This is a genomic window from Streptomyces palmae, from assembly GCF_004684805.1.
Taxonomy (GTDB): domain Bacteria; phylum Actinomycetota; class Actinomycetes; order Streptomycetales; family Streptomycetaceae; genus Streptomyces; species Streptomyces palmae.
In genome coordinates this window covers 1-17,772 of the sequence record NZ_SRID01000022.1, presented here as the reverse complement: position 1 = coordinate 17,772, position 17,772 = coordinate 1, and the positions used below count along the sequence as shown (strand labels likewise).

Genomic DNA, 17,772 nt, shown 5'->3' with positions numbered 1-17,772 from the left:
GCCCTTGGCGTATCCGACCCGTCCGGGGCGGTCGCCCTACACCGGTCCGGCCACCACCGCGACCTGCTTGGCCAGCGGCATTCCGGAACCGTCCCGCCGGGTGTCGAGCTCCGGCAGGTCGACGGGCGCCCCGGACGCGCCGGCCGCACGCGCCGGGGCGGCACCGGCCCAGGCCAGCACCAGATGGTCCTCGCCCTTCAGGAACCGCTGGCAGCGCACCCCGCCGGTGGCCCGGCCCTTCCGCGGGAACTGGTCGAACGGGGTCAGCTTGGCCGACACCGCCGCGCCGTCCAGGGTGTCACCGCCGCCGGCGGCGGTGAACACCACCGCGTCCCCCGCCGGGTCGACCGCGGTGAAGGAGATCACCTTCGCTCCGGAGGACAGCTTGATGCCCGCCATACCGCCCGCCGGACGGCCCTGCGGGCGCACCTGGGCCGCCGGATACCGCAGCAACTGCGCGTCATCGGTGATGAAGACCAGGTCCTCCTCGCCGGTGCGCAGCTCCACCGCGCCGACGATCCGGTCCCCCTCCTTGAGCCCGATGACCTCCAACTCCTCCTTGTTGGCCGGATAGTCGGGTACCACCCGCTTCACCACGCCCTGCTCGGTGCCGATCGCCAGCCCCGGCGAGGACTCGTCCAACGTGGTGAGGCACATCAACCGCTCACCCTCCGCCAGCGACAGGAACTCCGAGATCTGCGCGCCGCCGGCCAGATTGGGACCGGCCGCCGTCTCGGGCAGCATGGGCAGATCGATCACCGAGAGCCGCAGCAGCCGGCCCGTCGAGGTCACCGCGCCCACCTCGGCGCGCGCCGTGGTCGGCACCGCGGAGACGATCACGTCGTGCTTGGCCCGCCGTCCGCCGCCCGCCTCGGCCTCGGACTCGCTCAGGGCCGTACGCGCCAGCAGCCCGGTGGAGGACAGCAGCACCCGGCACGGGTCGTCGGCGACCTCCAGCGGCACCGCGGAGACCGCGGAGCCCGCCGACTCCAGCAGCACCGTGCGCCGCTCGGTGCCGAACTTCTTCGCCACCGAGGCCAGCTCCGAGGAGACCAGCTTGCGCAGCTCGGCGTCCGAATCCAGGATCCGGGTGAGCTCCGCGATCTCCTTGGTGAGCCGGTCGCGTTCGGCCTCCAGCTCGATCCGGTCGAGCTTGGTGAGCCGGCGCAGCGGGGTGTCCAGGATGTACTGGGTCTGCACCTCGGACAGCGAGAAGCGCTCGATCAGCGAGCGCTTGGCCTCGGCCGCGTTCTCACTCGAACGAATGATCCGGATGACCTCGTCGATGTCGAGCAGGGCGACCAGCAGGCCCTCGACCAGGTGCAGCCGGTCCTGCCGCTTGGCGCGCCGGAACTCGCTGCGCCGCCGGACCACCTCGAAGCGGTGGTCCAGATAGACCTCCAGGAGCTCCTTGAGGCCCAGGGTGAGCGGCTGGCCGTCCACCAGCGCGACGTTGTTGATGCCGAAGGACTCCTCCATCGGCGTCAGCTTGTAGAGCTGCTCCAGCACGGCCTCCGGGTTGAAGCCGTTCTTCACCTCGATGACCAGCCGCAGCCCGTGCTCCCGGTCGGTGAGGTCCTTGACGTCCGCGATGCCCTGGAGCTTCTTGGCGCCGACCAGGTCCTTGATCTTGGAGATCACCTTCTCCGGACCGACCGCGAAGGGCAGTTCGGTGACGACCAGGCCCTTGCGGCGCGCGGTGACGTTCTCCACCGAGACGGTGGCGCGGATCTTGAAGGTGCCGCGCCCGGTCTCGTACGCGTCCCGGATGCCGCCGAGGCCGACGATCCGGCCGCCGGTGGGCAGGTCCGGCCCCGGCACGTAGCGCATCAGGGCGTCCAGATCGGCGTTCGGGTGCCGGATCAGGTGCCGCGCGGCGGCGATCACCTCGCCCAGGTTGTGCGGCGGCATGTTCGTCGCCATGCCCACCGCGATCCCGGACGAGCCGTTGACCAGCAGGTTCGGGTAGGCGGCGGGGAGCGCGACCGGCTCCTGCTCGCTGCCGTCGTAGTTCGGCGAGAAGTCGACCGTGTCCTCGTCGATCGAGTCGGTCATCAGCGAGGTCGCGGAGGCCATCCGGCACTCGGTGTACCGCATGGCGGCCGGCGGGTCGTCATTGCCCAGCGAACCGAAGTTGCCGTGCCCGTCGACCAGCGGCACCCGCAGCGAGAAGGGCTGGGCCATGCGCACCAGGGCGTCGTAGATCGACGCGTCGCCGTGCGGGTGCAGCTTTCCCATCACCTCGCCGACGACCCGGGCGCACTTCACGAACGAGCGCTCGGGGCGCAGCCCCATCTCGTTCATCTGGAACAGGATGCGGCGCTGCACGGGCTTGAGACCGTCGCGGGCGTCCGGCAGGGCCCGCGAATAGATCACCGAGTAGGCGTACTCCAGGTAGGAGCCTCGCATCTCGTCGACGACGTCGATGTCGAGGATGCGCTCTTCGAAGTCGTCCGGAGGCGGGGTCTTCGTGCTGCGGCGGGCCATCGCGGCTGCGGCTCCTTCAACTGACAGTGCTGGTTCTGATGCCGACCATTGTGGACCGCCGCACCGACAACGCCGACCACGACCCATGTCGGGGACATCGGGCCGGGAACTTCGCCAGATGTCCATGCGCTTGCATACAGTGACAGGACCGTTCAGCACAGGGCTTCGCAACTGCTGCATCACGCGATCGAAGGGACGTACATGCCCATGGGTCACACGGCCACGCAACAGGCCGGCACCGGCGGCCTGAAAGCGACCGAGCACCGCCTGGCCAACGGCCTGCGCGTGGTGCTCTCCGAGGACCATCTGACCCCGGTCGCCGCGGTCTGCCTCTGGTACGACGTCGGCTCCCGCCACGAGGTCAAGGGGCGCACCGGTCTGGCTCACCTCTTCGAGCACCTGATGTTCCAGGGCTCCGCGCAGGTCAAGGGGAACGGCCACTTCGAGCTGGTGCAGGGGGCCGGCGGCTCGCTCAACGGCACCACCAGCTTCGAGCGCACCAACTACTTCGAGACCATGCCCGCCCACCAGCTGGAGCTCGCGCTGTGGCTGGAAGCCGACCGCATGGGGTCGCTGCTGGTCGCGCTGGACGAGGAGGGGCTGGAGAACCAGCGCGACGTGGTCAAGAACGAGCGCCGCCAGCGCTACGACAACGTCCCCTACGGCACCGCCTTCGAGCGGCTGGTCGGCATGGCCTACCCCGAGGGCCACCCGTACCACCACACCCCGATCGGCTCGATGGCCGACCTGGACGCCGCCTCCCTGGAGGACGCCCGGACCTTCTTCCGCACCTACTACGCGCCGAACAACGCGGTGCTCTCCGTGGTCGGCGACATCGACCCGGAGCAGACGCTGGCCTGGATCGAGAAGTACTTCGGCTCCATCCCCTCCCACGACGCCAAGCAGCCGCCCCGCGACGGCAGCCTGCCGGACACCATCGGCGAGCAGCTGCGCGAGGTGGTGGAGGAGGAGGTGCCGTCCCGCGCCCTGATGGCCGCCTACCGCCTGCCGCACGACGGCACCCGCGAGGCGGACGCCGCCGACCTGGCGCTCACCGTCCTGGGCGGCGGCGAGTCCTCCCGGCTGCACAACCGCCTGGTCCGCCGGGACCGCAGCGCGGTGGCCGCCGGCTTCGGGCTGCTGCGGCTGGCCGGCGCCCCCTCGCTGGGCTGGCTGGACGTGAAGACCTCCGCCGGGGTGGAGGTGCCCGACGTGGAGGCGGCGGTCGACGAGGAGCTGGCCCGCTTCGCCGAAGAGGGCCCCACCGCGGAGGAGATGGAGCGCGCCCAGGCGCAGTTGGAGCGCGAGTGGCTGGACCGGCTGGCCACGGTCGGCGGCCGGGCCGACGAACTGTGCCGGTTCGCGGTGCTGTTCGGCGACCCGCAGCTGGCGCTCACCGCCGTCCGGCGGGTGCTGGACATCACGGCCGAGGAGGTGCGGGACATCGCCCGGGCCCGGCTGCGTCCGGACAACCGCGCGGTGCTGGTCTACGAGCCCACCGCGCCCGCGGAGACAGACGCGTCGGGGGCCGCCGGCGACGACCAGGACGACGAAGGAGACCGCGCCCAGTGAGCGACACCGCCGCCACCATGACCTTCCACCCGCAGCCGACGGCCGGCGCCGCCAAGCCGTGGGCCTTCCCGGCCCCCGAGCGCGGTGAGCTGCCCAACGGGCTCACCGTGCTGCGCTGCCACCGACCCGGCCAGCAGGTGGTCGCGGTCGAGGTCAACCTGGACGCCCCGCTGGACGCCGAGCCCGCGGGGCTGGACGGGGTCGCCACCATCATGGCCCGCGCCCTGTCCGAGGGGACCGACAAGCACAGCGCGGAGGAGTTCGCCGCCGAGCTGGAGCGCTGCGGCGCCACCTTGGACGCGCACGCCGACCACCCCGGGGTACGGGTCTCGCTGGAGGTCCCGGTCTCCCGGCTGGCCCGGGGGCTGGGCCTGCTCGCCGACGCGCTGCGCGCCCCCGCCTTCCCCGACGGCGAGGTGGAGCGGCTGGTGGCCAACCGCCTCGACGAAATCCCGCACGAGCTGGCCAACCCGGCCCGCCGCGCCTCGATGGCGCTGTCCAAGGAGCTCTTCCCCGCCGACTCCCGGCCCTCGCGCCCCCGCCAGGGCACCGAGGAGACGGTGCGGCGCATCGACGCCACCGCGGTCCGCGCCTTCTACGAGGCCCATGTCCGCCCCTCCACCAGCACCGCCGTGGTGGTCGGCGACCTGACCGGCGTCGACCTGGACCAGGTGCTGGCCGACACCCTCGGGAGCTGGAGCGGCGGCCCCGCCCCGCAGCGCACCTACCCGGCGATCACCGCCGACGACACCGCCCGGGTGGTGATCGTGGACCGGCCGGGCGCGGTGCAGACCCAGCTGCTCATCGGCCGTATCGGCGCCGACCGGCACGACCGGGTCTGGCCCGCCCAGGTGCTCGGCACCTACTGCCTGGGCGGCACCCTCACCTCCCGGCTGGACCAGGTGCTGCGCGAGGAGAAGGGCTACACCTACGGGGTGCGCTCCTTCGGGCAGGTGCTGCGGTCGATGCCGGACGGCTCCGGGGCGGCGATGCTCGCCATCACCGGCTCGGTGGCCACCGAGGTGACCGGGCCGGCGCTGGAGGACACCTGGCGGGTGCTGCGCACGCTGGCCGAGGAGGGGCTGACCGACGAGGAGCGCGATGTCGCGGTACAGAACCTGGTCGGCGTCGCCCCGCTGAAGTTCGAGACGGCCGCCGCGGTCGCGGGCACCCTGGCCGACCAGGTGGAGCAGCATCTGCCGGACGACTTCCAGGCCCATCTGTACGCCCGGCTGGCCGAGACCGGCACGGTGGAGGCGACGGCGGCCGTGGTGAACGCCTTCCCGGTGGACCGGTTGGTCACCGTGCTCGTCGGTGACGCCGCCGCCATCGAGGAGCCGGTCCGCGCGCTCGGGATCGGCGAGGTCACGGTGGTCAGCGGCTGACCGGTCCGGTGCGGCGGCCGGCTCCGGCCGCACCGCCGCACCGCAGGGTCGACCGCCGCACCCGCCGGGCCGAGCACCGCGCCGCTGTCGACCGCCGTGCCGCCGGGCCGACCGCCGTGCGGCCCGGCCGGCGGTCTCCCCGCCGGCCGCGGTCTCCCCGCCGCGCGGGGGTGGCTGACACCGAATCACCCCATGAGGGACACAGAGGACTCCGGCGCCATACCGGGCGCCGGAGTCCTCCTTTCCGCTTGGGCAATGTCCGTTTTATTGGCATGACGGGGCGTCTGGCCTGTGGCGCATGCAACAAAATCCCGGATCCGTTTGGTGAAGAGAAGATCACGCGTCTAGCGTCAATGCGGCTGTTCGTCAGCTGGTGCCGCACCCGCGGCCCGGACAGTCATCGCCGAGTCCCCCAGGTGTGAGCCTGAGGGAGCCGGGGACCCTCCCTCCTCGCCCGCCATCGGGCAGGAAGGGGCCCATGTCCCCAGGGGTGAATCGGGTGCCTCGCCAGAGGGGCCCGTAGGAGACCTTCCTGCTCCGAACCCGTCAGCTAACCCGGTAGGCGAGAAGGAAGGAAAGGAGTACGCCGGCTCATGGCGTTCACCCGTCCCACCGGTAAGCACCGCCGCGCCCGAAGTGCCTCGATCCCCGCCGGGGCCCAGCTCGCGGGGGTGGCCACCATCGCCGCCTCCGGTGTGGCCTCGCTGGCCGGCCCGGCCTTCGCCGCCCCGGACGGCGCCCCGCGGTTCCAGGACACCGGTCTCAACCAGACGATCGTGGTCGGCGACCACGTCGCGGACGGGATCGACGCCCAGGCGGCCAGCCAGGAGCAGGCGGAGGCCCAGGAGGAGGCCCAGGAGCAGGCCCGCCAGGACGCCGCCCGCGAGGCGGCGGCCACCAAGCGCCGCGCCGAGGCCGCCGAGAAGAAGGCCAAGGCGGAGCGGGAGGCCCGGCTGCGCGCCGCCCGCGAGGCCGAGCGCAAGCGCCTCAACACCTTCGTGATGCCGGTCGCCGGCTCCTACGTGTCGACCCAGTACCACGCCTCCAGTGGCCTGTGGTCCTCCGGCAGCCACACCGGCATCGACTTCCACGCCGCCTCCGGCACCCCGGTGCACTCGGTGGGCTCCGGCACCGTGGTGGAGGCCGGCTGGGGCGGCGCGTACGGCAACAACGTCGTCATCAAGATGAACGACGGCACCTACACGCAGTACGGCCACCTGTCGTCCCTCAGCGTCTCGGTGGGCCAGACGGTCACCCCGGGCCAGCAGATAGGGCTCTCCGGCAGCAGCGGCAACTCCACCGGTCCGCACCTGCACTTCGAGGCGCGCACCGGCGCGGAGTACGGCTCCGACATCGACCCGATCAGCTACCTCCGCTCGCACGGCGTCAAGATCTGACCGCCCCCCGGCGCGCCCTCCCGCCGCGCCGGCAGCCAGCCTCCGCACAGGCCCCGGCCCATCTCGGCCGGGGCCTGCGCCGTACCCGCGTAAGGCGGCATTCCGGCAGTCCCGACCCCGCTCACGCCGAAGGGCCGCGGCGCTCCGATCTCTCGGAGTACCGCGGCCCTTCGGCGCGTGTGCGGCGGGGTCGGCTCAGACCGTCTCCGGCAGCTCCTCGAGGCCCTCGGCGACCAGCTTGGCCAGACGGTCGAGCGCCGCCTCGGCGTTCTCGTCCTCGGAGGCGAGCACGATCTCCTCGCCGCCCTGCGCGCCCAGGCTGAGCACGGCCAGCATGGAGGCGGCGTTGACCGGGTTCCCCTCGGCCTTGGCGATCGTCACGGGGACGCCGGACGCGGTCGCGGCCCGAACGAAGATCGAGGCGGGACGGGCGTGCAGGCCCTCGGCCCAGCCGACGGTGACGCGGCGCTCAACCATGGTGTAGCCCTTCAGGTCGTGGGTTGTCTAGACCAGTCTCTCACGGGGTCGGCAATGGTCTGATACGGACTTGTCGCCACGGTCGGCCGCCCCGCGAGGAACCCCGCGACGCACCGGGGCCCACACCCGGGAGGGGTGCCGCGCACCGGGCCGGGCTCGCCCGACACATGCCCCGCGGCAGGCTCTAGGCTGGGCCCATGGAGATCGCGCCGGACCCAGACCGGCACAGCTATCCGGCCCATTGGGAGGCCGATGTGGTGCTCCGCGACGGGGGCACCGCGCAGATCCGGCCCATCACCCCCGACGACGCGCAGCGGCTGGTCAGCTTCTACGAACACGTCTCGGACGAGTCGAAGTACTACCGCTTCTTCGCCCCCTATCCCCGGCTCTCCGACCGCGACGTGCGCCGCTTCACCCACCACGACTACGTCGACCGGGTGGGCCTGGCCGCCACCGTCGGCGACGAGTTCATCGCCACCGTGCGGTACGACCGGATCGACGAGCGCGGCCGGTCCGCCCACTCCCCGTCCGCCCCCGGGGGCCCGGTCCCGGACGAGGCCGAGGTCGCCTTCCTGGTCCAGGACGCCCACCAGGGCCGCGGTGTGGCCTCCGCCCTGCTGGAGCACATCGCCGCGGTCGCCCGGGAGCGCGGCATCCGGCGCTTCGCCGCCGAGGTGCTGCCCGCCAACACCAAGATGATCAAGGTGTTCACGGACGCCGGCTACACCCAGCAGCGCAGCTTCGAGGACGGCGTGGTCCGCCTGGAGCTCGACCTGGAGCCCACCGCCCGCTCGGTCGCCGTGATGCGCGGGCGCGAACAGCGCGCCGAGGCCCGGTCCGTACAGCGCCTGCTCGCCCCCGGCTCGCTCGCCGTCATCGGCGTCGGCCGCCACCCCGGCGGGCTCGGCCGCACCGTGCTGCGCAACGTGCTGGACGGCGGCTTCACCGGCCGCGTCCACGCGGTCAACCACGCCTTCGCGGAGGGCATGACCGTGCTGGAGCCCGAGGGCGTACCGGCCCACCGGTCGCTCGCCGAGATCACCGAGCCGGTCGAGCTGGCCATCGTCGCGGTGCCCGCCGCCCAGGTGCCCTCCGTGGTCGCCGACTGCGGCGAGCACGGAGTCCAGGGCCTGGTGGTGATCTCCTCGGGGTACGCCGAGAGCGGCCCCGAGGGCAGGGCGCGGCAGCGCGAGCTGGTCCGGCAGGCCCGTTCCCACGGCATGCGGGTGATCGGCCCCAACGCCTTCGGGATCATCAACACGGCGGCGGGCGTACGGCTCAACGCCTCCCTCTCGCCCGAGCTGCCGCCGGCCGGCCGGGTGGGGCTGTTCACCCAGTCCGGGGCGATCGGCATCGCCCTGCTGTCCGGTCTGCACCGGCGCCCCGGCGGACTGCTGACCGTCTCGGGTCTGTCGACGTTCGTCTCCGCCGGCAACCGCGCCGACCTCTCCGGCAACGACCTGCTGCAGTACTGGCACGACGATCCGCACACCGACATCGCCCTGATGTATCTGGAATCCCTCGGGAACCCGCGCAAGTTCACCCGCCTCGCCCGGCGCACCGCCGCGGCCAAGCCCGTGGTGGTGGTCAAGGGCGCCCGGCACAGCGGCAGCGCGCCCCCCGGCCACGCGGTCCCCACCACCAGGATCCCGGACGCCACCGTCACCGACCTGCTCCGCCAGGCCGGGGTGATCCGCGTCGACACCGTCACCGAGCTGGCCGACACCGGGCTGCTCCTGGCCGCCCAGCCGCTGCCGGCCGGCTCGCGGGTGGCCATCCTCGGCAACTCCGAGTCGCTCGGCCTGCTCACCTACGACGCCTGCCGCACCGAGGGCCTCGACCCGCTGCCGCCCCGCGACCTGACCACCGCGGCCGCGCCGGCCGACTTCGGCCGCGCGCTGCGCGCGGTACTGGCCGACGACATCTGCGACGCGGTCGTGGTGAACGCCATGCCGTGGGTCGGCGCCCCCGCCCCCGCCGAACTGGCCGCCGCCGTGCGGGAGGCGTGCGCCGCCGCGGCGGCGGAACGAGAGGGTGCCGGCGGCCCGGGGAAGCCCGTGGCCGTGGTGCACCTGGAGATCCCCGGCCTGGCGGAGGCCCTGGCGGCGCCCCTGACCGCGCCCGCGCCGGACCCGGCCCGCACGCACCAGCAAGGACCCGCCCCGCGCTCGGCGGACGCCTCCGGCACCGCCGTCGGCGAGGCCGCGGACCCCGGGCCCGCCCCGCGCTCGGCGGACGCCCCGGGCGCTGCCATCGGTGGCACCGCAGACCCCAGCCCCGCTCCGCGCGCCGCGGACGCCCCGGGTGCCGGGGGCGAGCGCGGAGGTGCGGCAGGCCCCTGGCCGGCCCCGGAGCTGCCCCCGATCCCCACCTACCCCTCCGCCGAGCGCGCGGTGCGGGCGCTGGCGGAGGCCGTGCGGTACGCGGACTGGCGGCGCCGGTCCGCCGACCCCGGCCGGGTGCCCGAGTACGAGGACATCGACCAGGCCGGGGCCGCCGAGGACATCGAGGTGCTGCTCGCCGCGGACACCACCGCCCCGCGGCCCTGGTCCGCCGCCCAGCCGCCGCTCCCCGAGGCCCCGGACGCGGCCGTCTGGCCCGCGCCGGCCGGCCCCTCGGCAGGCGCCGCCGAGGCGGCCGGGACCGCCGGCGGAGCCACCGCGCCCGAGTACGCCGCCGGGGCGGGCGTGGACCTGTCGGAGCCGGACGCCCAGCGGCTGCTCGCCCGCTACGGCATCAGCCTGCTGCCCGCGCTGCCCGCGCCGGACCCGGAGGCCGCCGTGCGGGCCGCCACCCGGCTGGGCTTCCCGGTCGCCCTCAAGGCCACCGCCCCGTACCTGCGGCACCGCACCGACCTGGGCGGGGTGCGGCTGGACCTGGGCAGCGCGGGGGAGCTGCGCCGCGCCTACGCCGAGCTGACCGAACGCCTGGGCCCGCCCGAGGAGTTGCGGCCGGTGGTGCAGCGGATGGCGCCCCGCGGGGTGGACACCGTGGTCCGGGCCGCGATCGACCCGGCCGCCGGGGCGGTGCTCTCCTTCGGCCTCGCCGGCGCCCCCTCCGAGCTGCTCGGCGACACCGCGCACCGGCTGGTGCCCGCCACCGACCGCGACGTCGCCGAGCTGATCAGGGCCATCCGCACCGCGCCGCTGCTCTTCGGCTGGCGGGGCTCCCAGCCGGTCGACACCGCCGCCCTGGAGGAACTGCTGCTGCGGGTGTCCCGGATGGTGGACGACCACCCCGAGGTGGTGGCCGTGGACCTGGAGCCGGTGGTGGTGGCCGCCTCCGGCCTCTCCGTGCTCGGCGCCGCGGTGCGGCTGGCCCCGCCCCCGGTCCGTACCGACCTGGGCCCGCGCCACATGCCGGTCTACTGACCGGCGGGCGCGGCAGGGGAGGGGCCCGAGGGCCGCCGCGCCCCGTAGGATGGAGCACATGGCGAAGACCGGTACGACGACCCAGGGGCTGCGCGCGGCCATCGAGCGCAGCGGCTACTACCCGGCACTCGTGGCCGAAGCGGTGGAGGCCGCCGTGGGCGGCGAGCGGGTTCTGTCGTACCTGGTCCACCAGGAGACGACCTTCGACTCCAACGAGGTGCGCCGCCATGTCACGGTGCTGGTGCTGACCGGCACCCGGTTCATCGTGAGCCACACCGACGAGCAGGCCGCCGACAACACCTCCCCGTCGCCGTACGCCACCACCTCCACCGAGTCCGTCAAGCTGGACCGGATCTCCTCGGTGGTGCTCAGCCGGGTGGTCGCCAACCCCGAGTCGTACACCCCGGGCACGCTGCCCCGCGAGGTGGTGCTGACCATCGGCTGGGGCGCGGTCAACCGCCTCGACCTGGAGCCCGCCGCCTGCGGGGACCCCAACTGCGAGGCCGACCACGGCTACACCGGCTCGTCCACCGCCGACGACCTCAGCCTGCGGGTGAGCGAGGCCGGTGACGGCCCGGACACCGTCCGCCAGACCCTCGCCTTCGCCCAGGCGCTCTCCGAGGCCACCACGGACAGCGCTCGCTGATGCCCGAGTTCGCCATGGGCCCCACGGCCGCCCACTCCGGCTGGCACGAGCCCGTCGTGCTGGACCCGCGCACTGCCCCGGCTCCCCGCTACGGCACCGGTTCGCTGGCCGACCTGCTGCCCGCCATCGCGGCCGGGCAGGGCGTCCCGGGTGTGGGCTCCGGCCTGGAGCTGGCCCCCGCCGACCGGGTCTGCGTCTTCCTGATCGACGGGCTGGGCTGGGAGCTGCTGCGCCAACACCCCGCCGAGGCCCCCTTCCTGACCTCGCTGCTGAGCAGCTCGGGCAACGGCACCGGCACCCCGCTGACCGCCGGCTTCCCCTCCACCACCGCGACCTCGCTCGCCTCGGTCGGCACCGGCCTGCCGCCCGGCGCCCACGGCCTGCCCGGCTACACCGTGGCCGACCCGGCCACCGGTGCGCTGATGAACCAGCTGCGCTGGCAGCCGTGGACCGACCCCTACCGCTGGCAGCCCTACCCCACCGTCTTCCAGCTCGCGGACGCCGCCGGGGTGCACACCTGCCAGGTCTCGGCGCCGGCCTTCGCGCAGACCCCGCTCACCAAGATCGCGCTGAGCGGCGGCACCTTCCACGGCCGGCTCTCCGGCGAGGAGCGGATGGACCTCGCGGCCCGGCAGCTGGCCGCCGGGGGCCGCTCGCTGGTCTACACGTACTACAGCGAGGTGGACGGCAAGGGCCACCGGTTCGGTGTGGACTCCGACGAGTGGCGCGGCCAGCTGATGTACGTGGACGGGTTGGCGCAGCGGCTGGCCGAGCAGCTGCCGCCGCGCTCCGCGCTCTATGTCACCGCCGACCACGGCATGATCGACATCCCCTTCGACCCGGAGTCCCGGATCGACTTCGACGAGGACTGGGAGCTGCGCGCGGGCGTCGCCCTGCTCGGCGGCGAGGGCCGGGCCCGGCATGTGTACGCCGTCCCGGGCGCCGCCGCCGATGTGCTGGCCGTCTGGCGCGAGGTGCTCGGCGACCGGATGTGGGTGGCCGGCCGGGACGAGGCCATCGAGGCCGGCTGGTTCGGCCGGCCGGAGCAGGGCGGCGGCGTGGACGACCGGGTGCGCGCGCGGATCGGTGACGTGGTGGCCGCGGCCGCCGCCGATGTCGCGATCGTGGCCACCGAGACCGAGCCGAACGAGTCGGCGATGGTCGGGCTGCACGGCTCGATGACCGCGGTCGAGCAGCTGGTGCCGCTGCTGGAAGTACGTTCCTGATCCCTCCCCGCACCTCCCCGGCCACGCGCACCCGCGCCGCGGCCCCTGCCGCATGATCACGAAAGGCGTTCCCACCCCCATGTCCGAGCTGGTGTTCTTCTCCGGAACCATGGACTGTGGAAAGAGCACCCTTGCTCTGCAGATCGAGCACAACCGCTCGGCGCGCGGACTCCAGGGAATGATCTTCACCCGCGACGACCGGGCGGGCGCCGGCAAGCTCTCCTCCCGGCTGGGGCTGGTCACCGACGCCGTCGAGGCGGCGGAGGGAATGGACCTGTACGCACGGGTGGTCGCCCACCTCACGGCGGGCGGGCGGGTGGACTACGTCATCGTGGACGAGGCCCAGTTCCTCGACCCGCTCCAGGTCGACCAGCTCGCCCGGATCGTCGACGACCTGGAACTCGACGTCTTCGCCTTCGGGATCACCACCGACTTCCGCACCAAGCTCTTCCCCGGCTCCCAGCGACTGGTCGAGATCGCGGACCGGATCGAGGTGCTCCAGGTCGAGGCGCTGTGCTGGTGCGGGGCCCGCGCCACCCACAACGCCCGCACGGTGGGCGGGCAGATGGTGGTCGAGGGGGCCCAGGTGGTGGTCGGGGACGTCAACCGGCCCGGCAGCGAGGTGGGTTACGAGGTGCTGTGCCGGCGCCACCACCGCCGCCGGATGACCGCGGCCGCCGCGCGGGCCGCCGCGCTCTCCCCGGACGTGCTGCCCGTGGACACCGGGTCCCCGGCTTCTTCCGCGTCTCCTGTGTCGTCTGTGCCTTCCCCGTGTTCCGACGGCGGCCCGCTCGTACGACCGTGACCCGGCGGTGCGCGCCGACGAGCCGCCGCGCCCGGGCACGGACCGGGACGCACCGCGGCCGCGTCCGGCGGACCTGACCGGGGTCTGGCCGGGGGCCGCGACCGGCCCAGCTGACCGGGGCGCACCGCGGCCGCGTCCGGCGGGCCCGACCGGGGCCCGTCAGCCGTCCGTCCGGACCACCGCGAACACGGCGCCCTCCGGGTCCGCCACCACCGCGCGGCGGCCGATCGCCCCGTCCCGTGGTGGCCGGATCAGCGCCCCACCCAGGTCCACGGCCGTGCGGGCCGCCGCGTCCGCGTCGCGCACCGCGAAGAACGGCACCCAGTGCGTTCCCCGGTCCCGCGGCAGGGCGCTGCCCATCCCCTGGAGCCCGGCCACCGGCCGACCCCCCACCGACAGCCTGCCGCGGTCCGCGTCCGCGGCGGTCACCTCCAGCCCGAGGCCGAAGACACCGGCGTAGAACTTCCCCACCGCGGCGGTCTCCTGGGTGAGCAGCTCGTGCCAGACGGGAGTGCCCAGGGCGCCGGAGCGCACCGCCCCCACCCGGGACCGTGTCTGCCACACCCCGAACACCCCGCCCGCCGGGTCCGCGGCGATCACCAACCGCCCGGCCTCCTGCGCGTCCAGCGGCCCCACCGCCACCGTGCCGCCGCAGGCACGGATCTGCTCGGCCGTCTCATCGGCGTCATCGGAGGCCAGATAGGTCGTCCAGGCGACGGGCGCCCGCCGTTCCGGGGGCAGGGTGCCGATTCCGGCCACCGGGTGGCCGCCGCGCACCGCACGCACGCAGCTGCCCGCCTCCCGCGGTCCGGGCGTGAAGTCCCAGCCGAACAGGGCGTGGTAGAAGTCCCGCGTCGCGGCCAGGTCGTGCACCATCAGACTCGTCCAACAGGGCGTGCCCGGTGCGCACCGGGCGGGTGCCTCGGTCAACTCACACTCTCCTCGGATCGTCGTGGTAGCCGTGCGGCGCCGGGCCGATCGGCTCCTCAGTGATGAAGGCGGTGGTAGGGGACAGGGTCAGATGTTCGCACCACCGGCCGCACGGCGCGTCCCAGCCGCGCCGTATCCCGCACGTCCCGGGAGGGGAGTGCCCGTTTCCGCGCGGCACTTCCGTTTCCGCCCTGTTGCCGGCCGAGAGCGATCCGGTACACATCCGGGGGGTAGGGGGACCATTCGGCGCAGCCGCGTCTACGCAAGGATGGGTCCCATGACTGTCATCATCACCGCATCCCAACTCGCGGACGAGTTGGCGGCCGAGCTGCCGCCCGTCGTGCTGGACGTCCGCTACCGGCTCGGCGCCCCGCACGGCCGGCCCGACTACGAGGGCGGGCACATCCCGGGCGCGGTCTTCGTCGACCTGGAAGCCGAACTGGCCGGGAAGCCGGGCCCGGCCGGCCGGCATCCGCTGCCCGAGCTCTCGGTGTTCACCGCGGCGATGCGCCGGGCCGGGATCACCGCCGACCGCGAGGTGGTCGTCTACGACGCCGCCCAGGGCTGGGCCGCCGCCCGCGCCTGGTGGATGCTGGGCTGGGCCGGGCACCGGTCGGTGCGGGTGCTGGACGGCGGACTGGCCGCCTGGACCGCGCACGGCGGCCCGCTCAGCAGCGAGGAGCCCCAGGTCCCGGCGGGCGACTTCACCCCCGCCCCCGGAGCGTTGCGGCTGCTCACGGCGGACGAGGCGGCCGAGTTGGCGCGCCGCGGGGTGCTGCTGGACGCCCGGGCGGCGGAGCGCTACCGCGGCGAGGTCGAGCCCATCGACCCGGTGGCCGGCCACATCCCCGGGGCGCGCTCCGCCCCCACCACCGAGAACCTCGACGCGGATGGCCGATTCCTGTCGGTCGAGAAGCTGGCCGAGCGCTTCCGCGGGCTCGGTGTGACCGAGGGGACCGAGGTCGGCGTCTACTGCGGCTCGGGCGTCTCCGCCGCCCAGCAGGTCCTGGCGCTGGCCGCGGTCGGCATTCCGGCCGCGCTGTACGTCGGTTCCTGGAGCGAGTGGTCCGCCGACCCGGCCCGCCCGGTGGCCACCGGCCCGGAATCCGTCTGAGCGTCGCCCACCCCGCGGCCCGGCCCCCGGACCAGGGGTGACGGCCGGGCGGGGGAGGGGCGCGGCCCATCAGGATCCAAGAGGGCCGATGGGAGCGAATGAGAGCGACCGAGGGAACGCACGAGGACTCCGCCGCCCGCCAAGGGCGCCGGAGTCCTCTGGGCTCGGGCCTCGATGACGGGAGGGGCAGCCCTCAGTCCGACTTCTTGCGCCGCGTCCCGAACACGATCTCGTCCCAGCTGGGCACCGCCGCACGCCGCCCGGGGCGGACCCCGTCCGCCTCCGCCTGACGGTCCGTGGTCCCGATCAACCGCTCCCGGTGGCCCGCCACCGAGCGCGGCATCAGTACGTCGGCGTACGCCGCTCCGGCGCTGGCCGCCGGCGGCTCCACCGCCTCGGCCTCCTCGTCCGGCTCCTCCACCGTGCCGATCTGCGGCGGCTCGGGGACGACCAGATCGCCGCGGAAGCTGGGCACCGCCTCCAGCAGGCTGGTCAGCGAGTCCCGCTCGGCCGCGACGTCCTCGGCGGACGCGGCGACCGCCCCGTCCGCCTCCATCGCGGCCCCCATCGCCGGGCGCTCGGGCCGGTCCAGCCGATCGGAGCGCTCCGGGCGCTCGGGCCGGTCGAGTACCCGGTCCCGCGGCAGCCGGGCGATCCGCGGGACGAACGGGAAGCTCGGCTCCGGGGTGTCGTCGGTCTCGCCGATCAGTGCCCGCGCCTCGTCGTCGACGGCCTGGACCAGCCGCCGGGGCGGGTCGTAGGTCCAGCTCGCCGAGTGCGGCTCGCCCGCGACGCGGTAGACCAGCAGCACCTCCCAGGTGCCGTCGTCCCGCCGCCAGGAGTCCCACTGAGCGGTGTCCTTCTCGGCGCCGCGCAGCAGCAGCCGTTCGGCGACCGCGTCGCCCAGCTGCGGGCCGGTGTTCTCGCCGGGGCGGCGTACCGGGGTCTTCCGGGCGCGTTCGGCCATGAAGGCGCGCTCGGCGAGCACCGGGCCCTCGAAGCGGCGTACCCGGTCCACCGGGATGCCGGCGAGCTGGGCGACTTCCTCCGCGGAGGCTCCGGCTCTTATGCGCGCCTGGATGTCGCGGGGACGCAGATGGCTTTCGACCTCGATCTCGATCTGGCCGAGCCGGGCACGGTCGTTGCGCACCGCGGCGCGCAGCCGTTCGTCGATCGGAAGCGTGTACTCCGTGCTGTCCGCAGCCTTGAGCACCAGCCGTGTGCCGTCGTTGCTGACGGCCACGACACGCAGTTCGGGCATGGGGACCTCCCGGGTGGTGCCTGCCGACGTCACGTGCGTCGCTGCCGTTCTCCCGCTAGACGAGTGTGGCCTGCCCGGGTGCAGCCTGCCACAACATTGCCGAGTTGCCCGGCGTGTCGGGCCTGGGCCCCGATCCGCCGTTATGGCACGGTTACCTGTTTCGCAACTCATAGTGACGATCGTCACTCTGTGCAGCGATACTCCTGCCATGTCGCGGCACCGCCGGTTGAGTTGCCGCTGTTCGGCCCCTCCTTCCGGGTCCGGGCGGGCGGACGGAATGGCGGGGCCAAGGCTCGCCACAGTACTCCATTTGGGCCACTTGGGTGGACCGGCGCGCCAGCCAAGTTCGAGGGCGGGGGCCGGGTTGGCCGTGGTGCATCGGATCTTGATGGGGCTGATGGGTGGCAAGTTTCACAGAAGCGCCAGAAAGGGAACTTCGCGATTCGCTCAGATGTCACTTCTGACTGCAAGGGGGCATGAATGCTCAAGCAGGGACAGGAGATGGACGTCAAAGCCGAAAGTGCGGAAAATCCGACCGGGCGCGCGCGAAAGGCGGAAAAACGACGCTTGGAGTTGAGCGTCGCCCAGGTCGCCGGCAGCGCACTGGCCGCGGTGGCCGCGGCGGTGCTCGCCTCCAGGCTCGGCGTGTACGGCACGATCGCGGGCGCCGGCGTGGTGAGCGTGGTGGCCACCACGGGCGGTTCGGTCTTCCAGCACCTCTTCCGCCGCACCGGGGAACAACTGCGGGAGGCCAGGGAACAGGCCTGGCCCGCGGGCCTGCCGCAGGACGCATCCGGTGCCGCGTTCCGGAAGGCGCCGCCCACCCCCACCGGGGAGTACGGCGCGGCGACCGTCCACGGCACCCGGCTGCGCGGCTGGAAGCGCCCCGCGCTCGCCGCGGGCACCGTCTTCGTCCTGGCCATGGGCACCCTCACGGGCATCGAACTGTTCGCCGGGGGCCCGGTCTCCAACCTCTGGGGCGGCAACCACCACGGCACCACGGTCAGCGGCAGCGTCTCCGGCCCCTCGGGCGGGGGCACCCATCGCGAGCCGCCCCGCGCACCCGCGACCCCGCAGCAGCGGCCCGGCCCGGGAGACGGC

At 74.0% G+C, this 17,772-nt stretch carries 12 protein-coding genes, 1 pseudogene and 1 riboswitch; of the genes and pseudogenes, 9 read left to right on the top strand and 4 right to left on the bottom strand.

What is annotated here, in order from left to right; translation table 11 throughout:
- Positions 1-36: 36 nt before the first annotated feature.
- The gene (locus tag E4099_RS04420) at positions 37-2,487 is read right to left on the bottom strand and encodes a DNA gyrase/topoisomerase IV subunit A (RefSeq protein ID WP_135337596.1); all 2,451 of its coding nucleotides are present in this window, start codon (positions 2,485-2,487) and stop codon (positions 37-39) included.
- A gap of 201 nt (positions 2,488-2,688) precedes the next feature.
- Between E4099_RS04420 and E4099_RS04415 the strand changes: the two genes are divergently transcribed.
- The 3 genes from E4099_RS04415 to E4099_RS04405 all read left to right on the top strand — a co-directional run bounded on the left by E4099_RS04415 (position 2,689) and on the right by E4099_RS04405 (position 6,841).
- Positions 2,689-4,059: a M16 family metallopeptidase gene (locus E4099_RS04415; protein WP_135337595.1), complete on the top strand. Its 1,371-nt coding sequence runs from the start codon at positions 2,689-2,691 to the stop codon at positions 4,057-4,059.
- 17 nt (positions 4,060-4,076) lie between these two features.
- Positions 4,077-5,444: a M16 family metallopeptidase gene (locus tag E4099_RS04410; RefSeq protein ID WP_135337612.1), complete on the top strand. Its 1,368-nt coding sequence runs from the start codon at positions 4,077-4,079 to the stop codon at positions 5,442-5,444.
- A gap of 391 nt (positions 5,445-5,835) precedes the next feature.
- A riboswitch (cyclic di-AMP (ydaO/yuaA leader) is annotated at positions 5,836-6,023 on the top strand.
- 14 nt (positions 6,024-6,037) lie between these two features.
- Positions 6,038-6,841, top strand: a complete 804-nt coding sequence (locus E4099_RS04405) for a M23 family metallopeptidase (RefSeq protein WP_135337594.1) — start codon at positions 6,038-6,040, stop codon at positions 6,839-6,841.
- Between the two features lie 195 nt (positions 6,842-7,036).
- Here the strand turns inward: E4099_RS04405 and E4099_RS04400 are convergent, their stop codons facing one another.
- Positions 7,037-7,318, bottom strand: coding sequence for an HPr family phosphocarrier protein (locus E4099_RS04400; protein WP_135337593.1), 282 nt, complete (start codon positions 7,316-7,318; stop codon positions 7,037-7,039).
- A 197-nt stretch (positions 7,319-7,515) separates the two neighbouring features.
- On the opposite strand from E4099_RS04400, the gene E4099_RS04395 reads away from it, so the two are divergent.
- The 4 genes from E4099_RS04395 (at position 7,516) to E4099_RS04380 (ending at position 13,366) form a co-directional block, all read left to right on the top strand.
- Positions 7,516-10,689, top strand: coding sequence for a bifunctional acetate--CoA ligase family protein/GNAT family N-acetyltransferase (locus E4099_RS04395; RefSeq protein ID WP_135337592.1), 3,174 nt, complete (start codon positions 7,516-7,518; stop codon positions 10,687-10,689).
- Between the two features lie 58 nt (positions 10,690-10,747).
- The gene (locus E4099_RS04390; protein ID WP_135337591.1) at positions 10,748-11,335 is read left to right on the top strand and encodes a DUF5998 family protein; all 588 of its coding nucleotides are present in this window, start codon (positions 10,748-10,750) and stop codon (positions 11,333-11,335) included.
- Positions 11,335-12,561, top strand: a complete 1,227-nt coding sequence (locus tag E4099_RS04385) for an alkaline phosphatase family protein (protein ID WP_135337590.1) — start codon at positions 11,335-11,337, stop codon at positions 12,559-12,561. Before E4099_RS04390 ends, E4099_RS04385 begins: the two co-directional genes overlap by 1 nt.
- A 79-nt stretch (positions 12,562-12,640) precedes the next feature.
- On the top strand, positions 12,641-13,366 hold the full coding sequence (locus tag E4099_RS04380; RefSeq protein ID WP_135337589.1) for a thymidine kinase: 726 nt from the start codon (positions 12,641-12,643) through the stop codon (positions 13,364-13,366).
- Between the two features lie 159 nt (positions 13,367-13,525).
- Here the strand turns inward: E4099_RS04380 and E4099_RS04375 are convergent, their stop codons facing one another.
- A complete protein-coding gene (locus E4099_RS04375; RefSeq protein WP_135337588.1) occupies positions 13,526-14,296 on the bottom strand; it encodes a VOC family protein in 771 nt (256 codons plus the stop codon).
- A 277-nt stretch (positions 14,297-14,573) separates the two neighbouring features.
- Between E4099_RS04375 and E4099_RS04370 the strand changes: the two genes are divergently transcribed.
- Positions 14,574-15,410, top strand: a complete 837-nt coding sequence (locus E4099_RS04370) for a sulfurtransferase (RefSeq protein ID WP_135337587.1) — start codon at positions 14,574-14,576, stop codon at positions 15,408-15,410.
- A 193-nt stretch (positions 15,411-15,603) separates the two neighbouring features.
- On the opposite strand, the gene sepH is transcribed toward E4099_RS04370, so the two are convergent.
- Complete coding sequence (gene sepH, locus E4099_RS04365; protein WP_135337586.1) at positions 15,604-16,704, bottom strand: septation protein SepH; 1,101 nt, start codon at positions 16,702-16,704, stop codon at positions 15,604-15,606.
- A gap of 534 nt (positions 16,705-17,238) precedes the next feature.
- Between sepH and E4099_RS04360 the strand changes: the two are divergent.
- Positions 17,239-17,772 (top strand): annotated as a pseudogene (locus E4099_RS04360) (hypothetical protein); the annotation flags it as partial.

Excerpts from the sequence above, each read along its gene's own strand:
- E4099_RS04405 (WP_135337594.1), top strand. The coding sequence starts at position 6,038 with ATGGCGTTCACCCGTCCCACCGGTAAGCACCGCCGCGCCCGAAGTGCC.
- E4099_RS04410 (WP_135337612.1), top strand. The coding sequence starts at position 4,077 with ATGACCTTCCACCCGCAGCCGACGGCCGGCGCCGCCAAGCCGTGGGCC.
- E4099_RS04395 (WP_135337592.1), top strand. The coding sequence starts at position 7,516 with ATGGAGATCGCGCCGGACCCAGACCGGCACAGCTATCCGGCCCATTGG.
- E4099_RS04370 (WP_135337587.1), top strand. The coding sequence starts at position 14,574 with ATGACTGTCATCATCACCGCATCCCAACTCGCGGACGAGTTGGCGGCC.
- E4099_RS04420 (WP_135337596.1), bottom strand. The coding sequence starts at position 2,487 with ATGGCCCGCCGCAGCACGAAGACCCCGCCTCCGGACGACTTCGAAGAG.
- E4099_RS04400 (WP_135337593.1), bottom strand. The coding sequence starts at position 7,318 with ATGGTTGAGCGCCGCGTCACCGTCGGCTGGGCCGAGGGCCTGCACGCC.
- E4099_RS04380 (WP_135337589.1), top strand. The coding sequence starts at position 12,641 with ATGTCCGAGCTGGTGTTCTTCTCCGGAACCATGGACTGTGGAAAGAGC.
- E4099_RS04385 (WP_135337590.1), top strand. The coding sequence starts at position 11,335 with ATGCCCGAGTTCGCCATGGGCCCCACGGCCGCCCACTCCGGCTGGCAC.
- E4099_RS04390 (WP_135337591.1), top strand. The coding sequence starts at position 10,748 with ATGGCGAAGACCGGTACGACGACCCAGGGGCTGCGCGCGGCCATCGAG.
- E4099_RS04415 (WP_135337595.1), top strand. The coding sequence starts at position 2,689 with ATGCCCATGGGTCACACGGCCACGCAACAGGCCGGCACCGGCGGCCTG.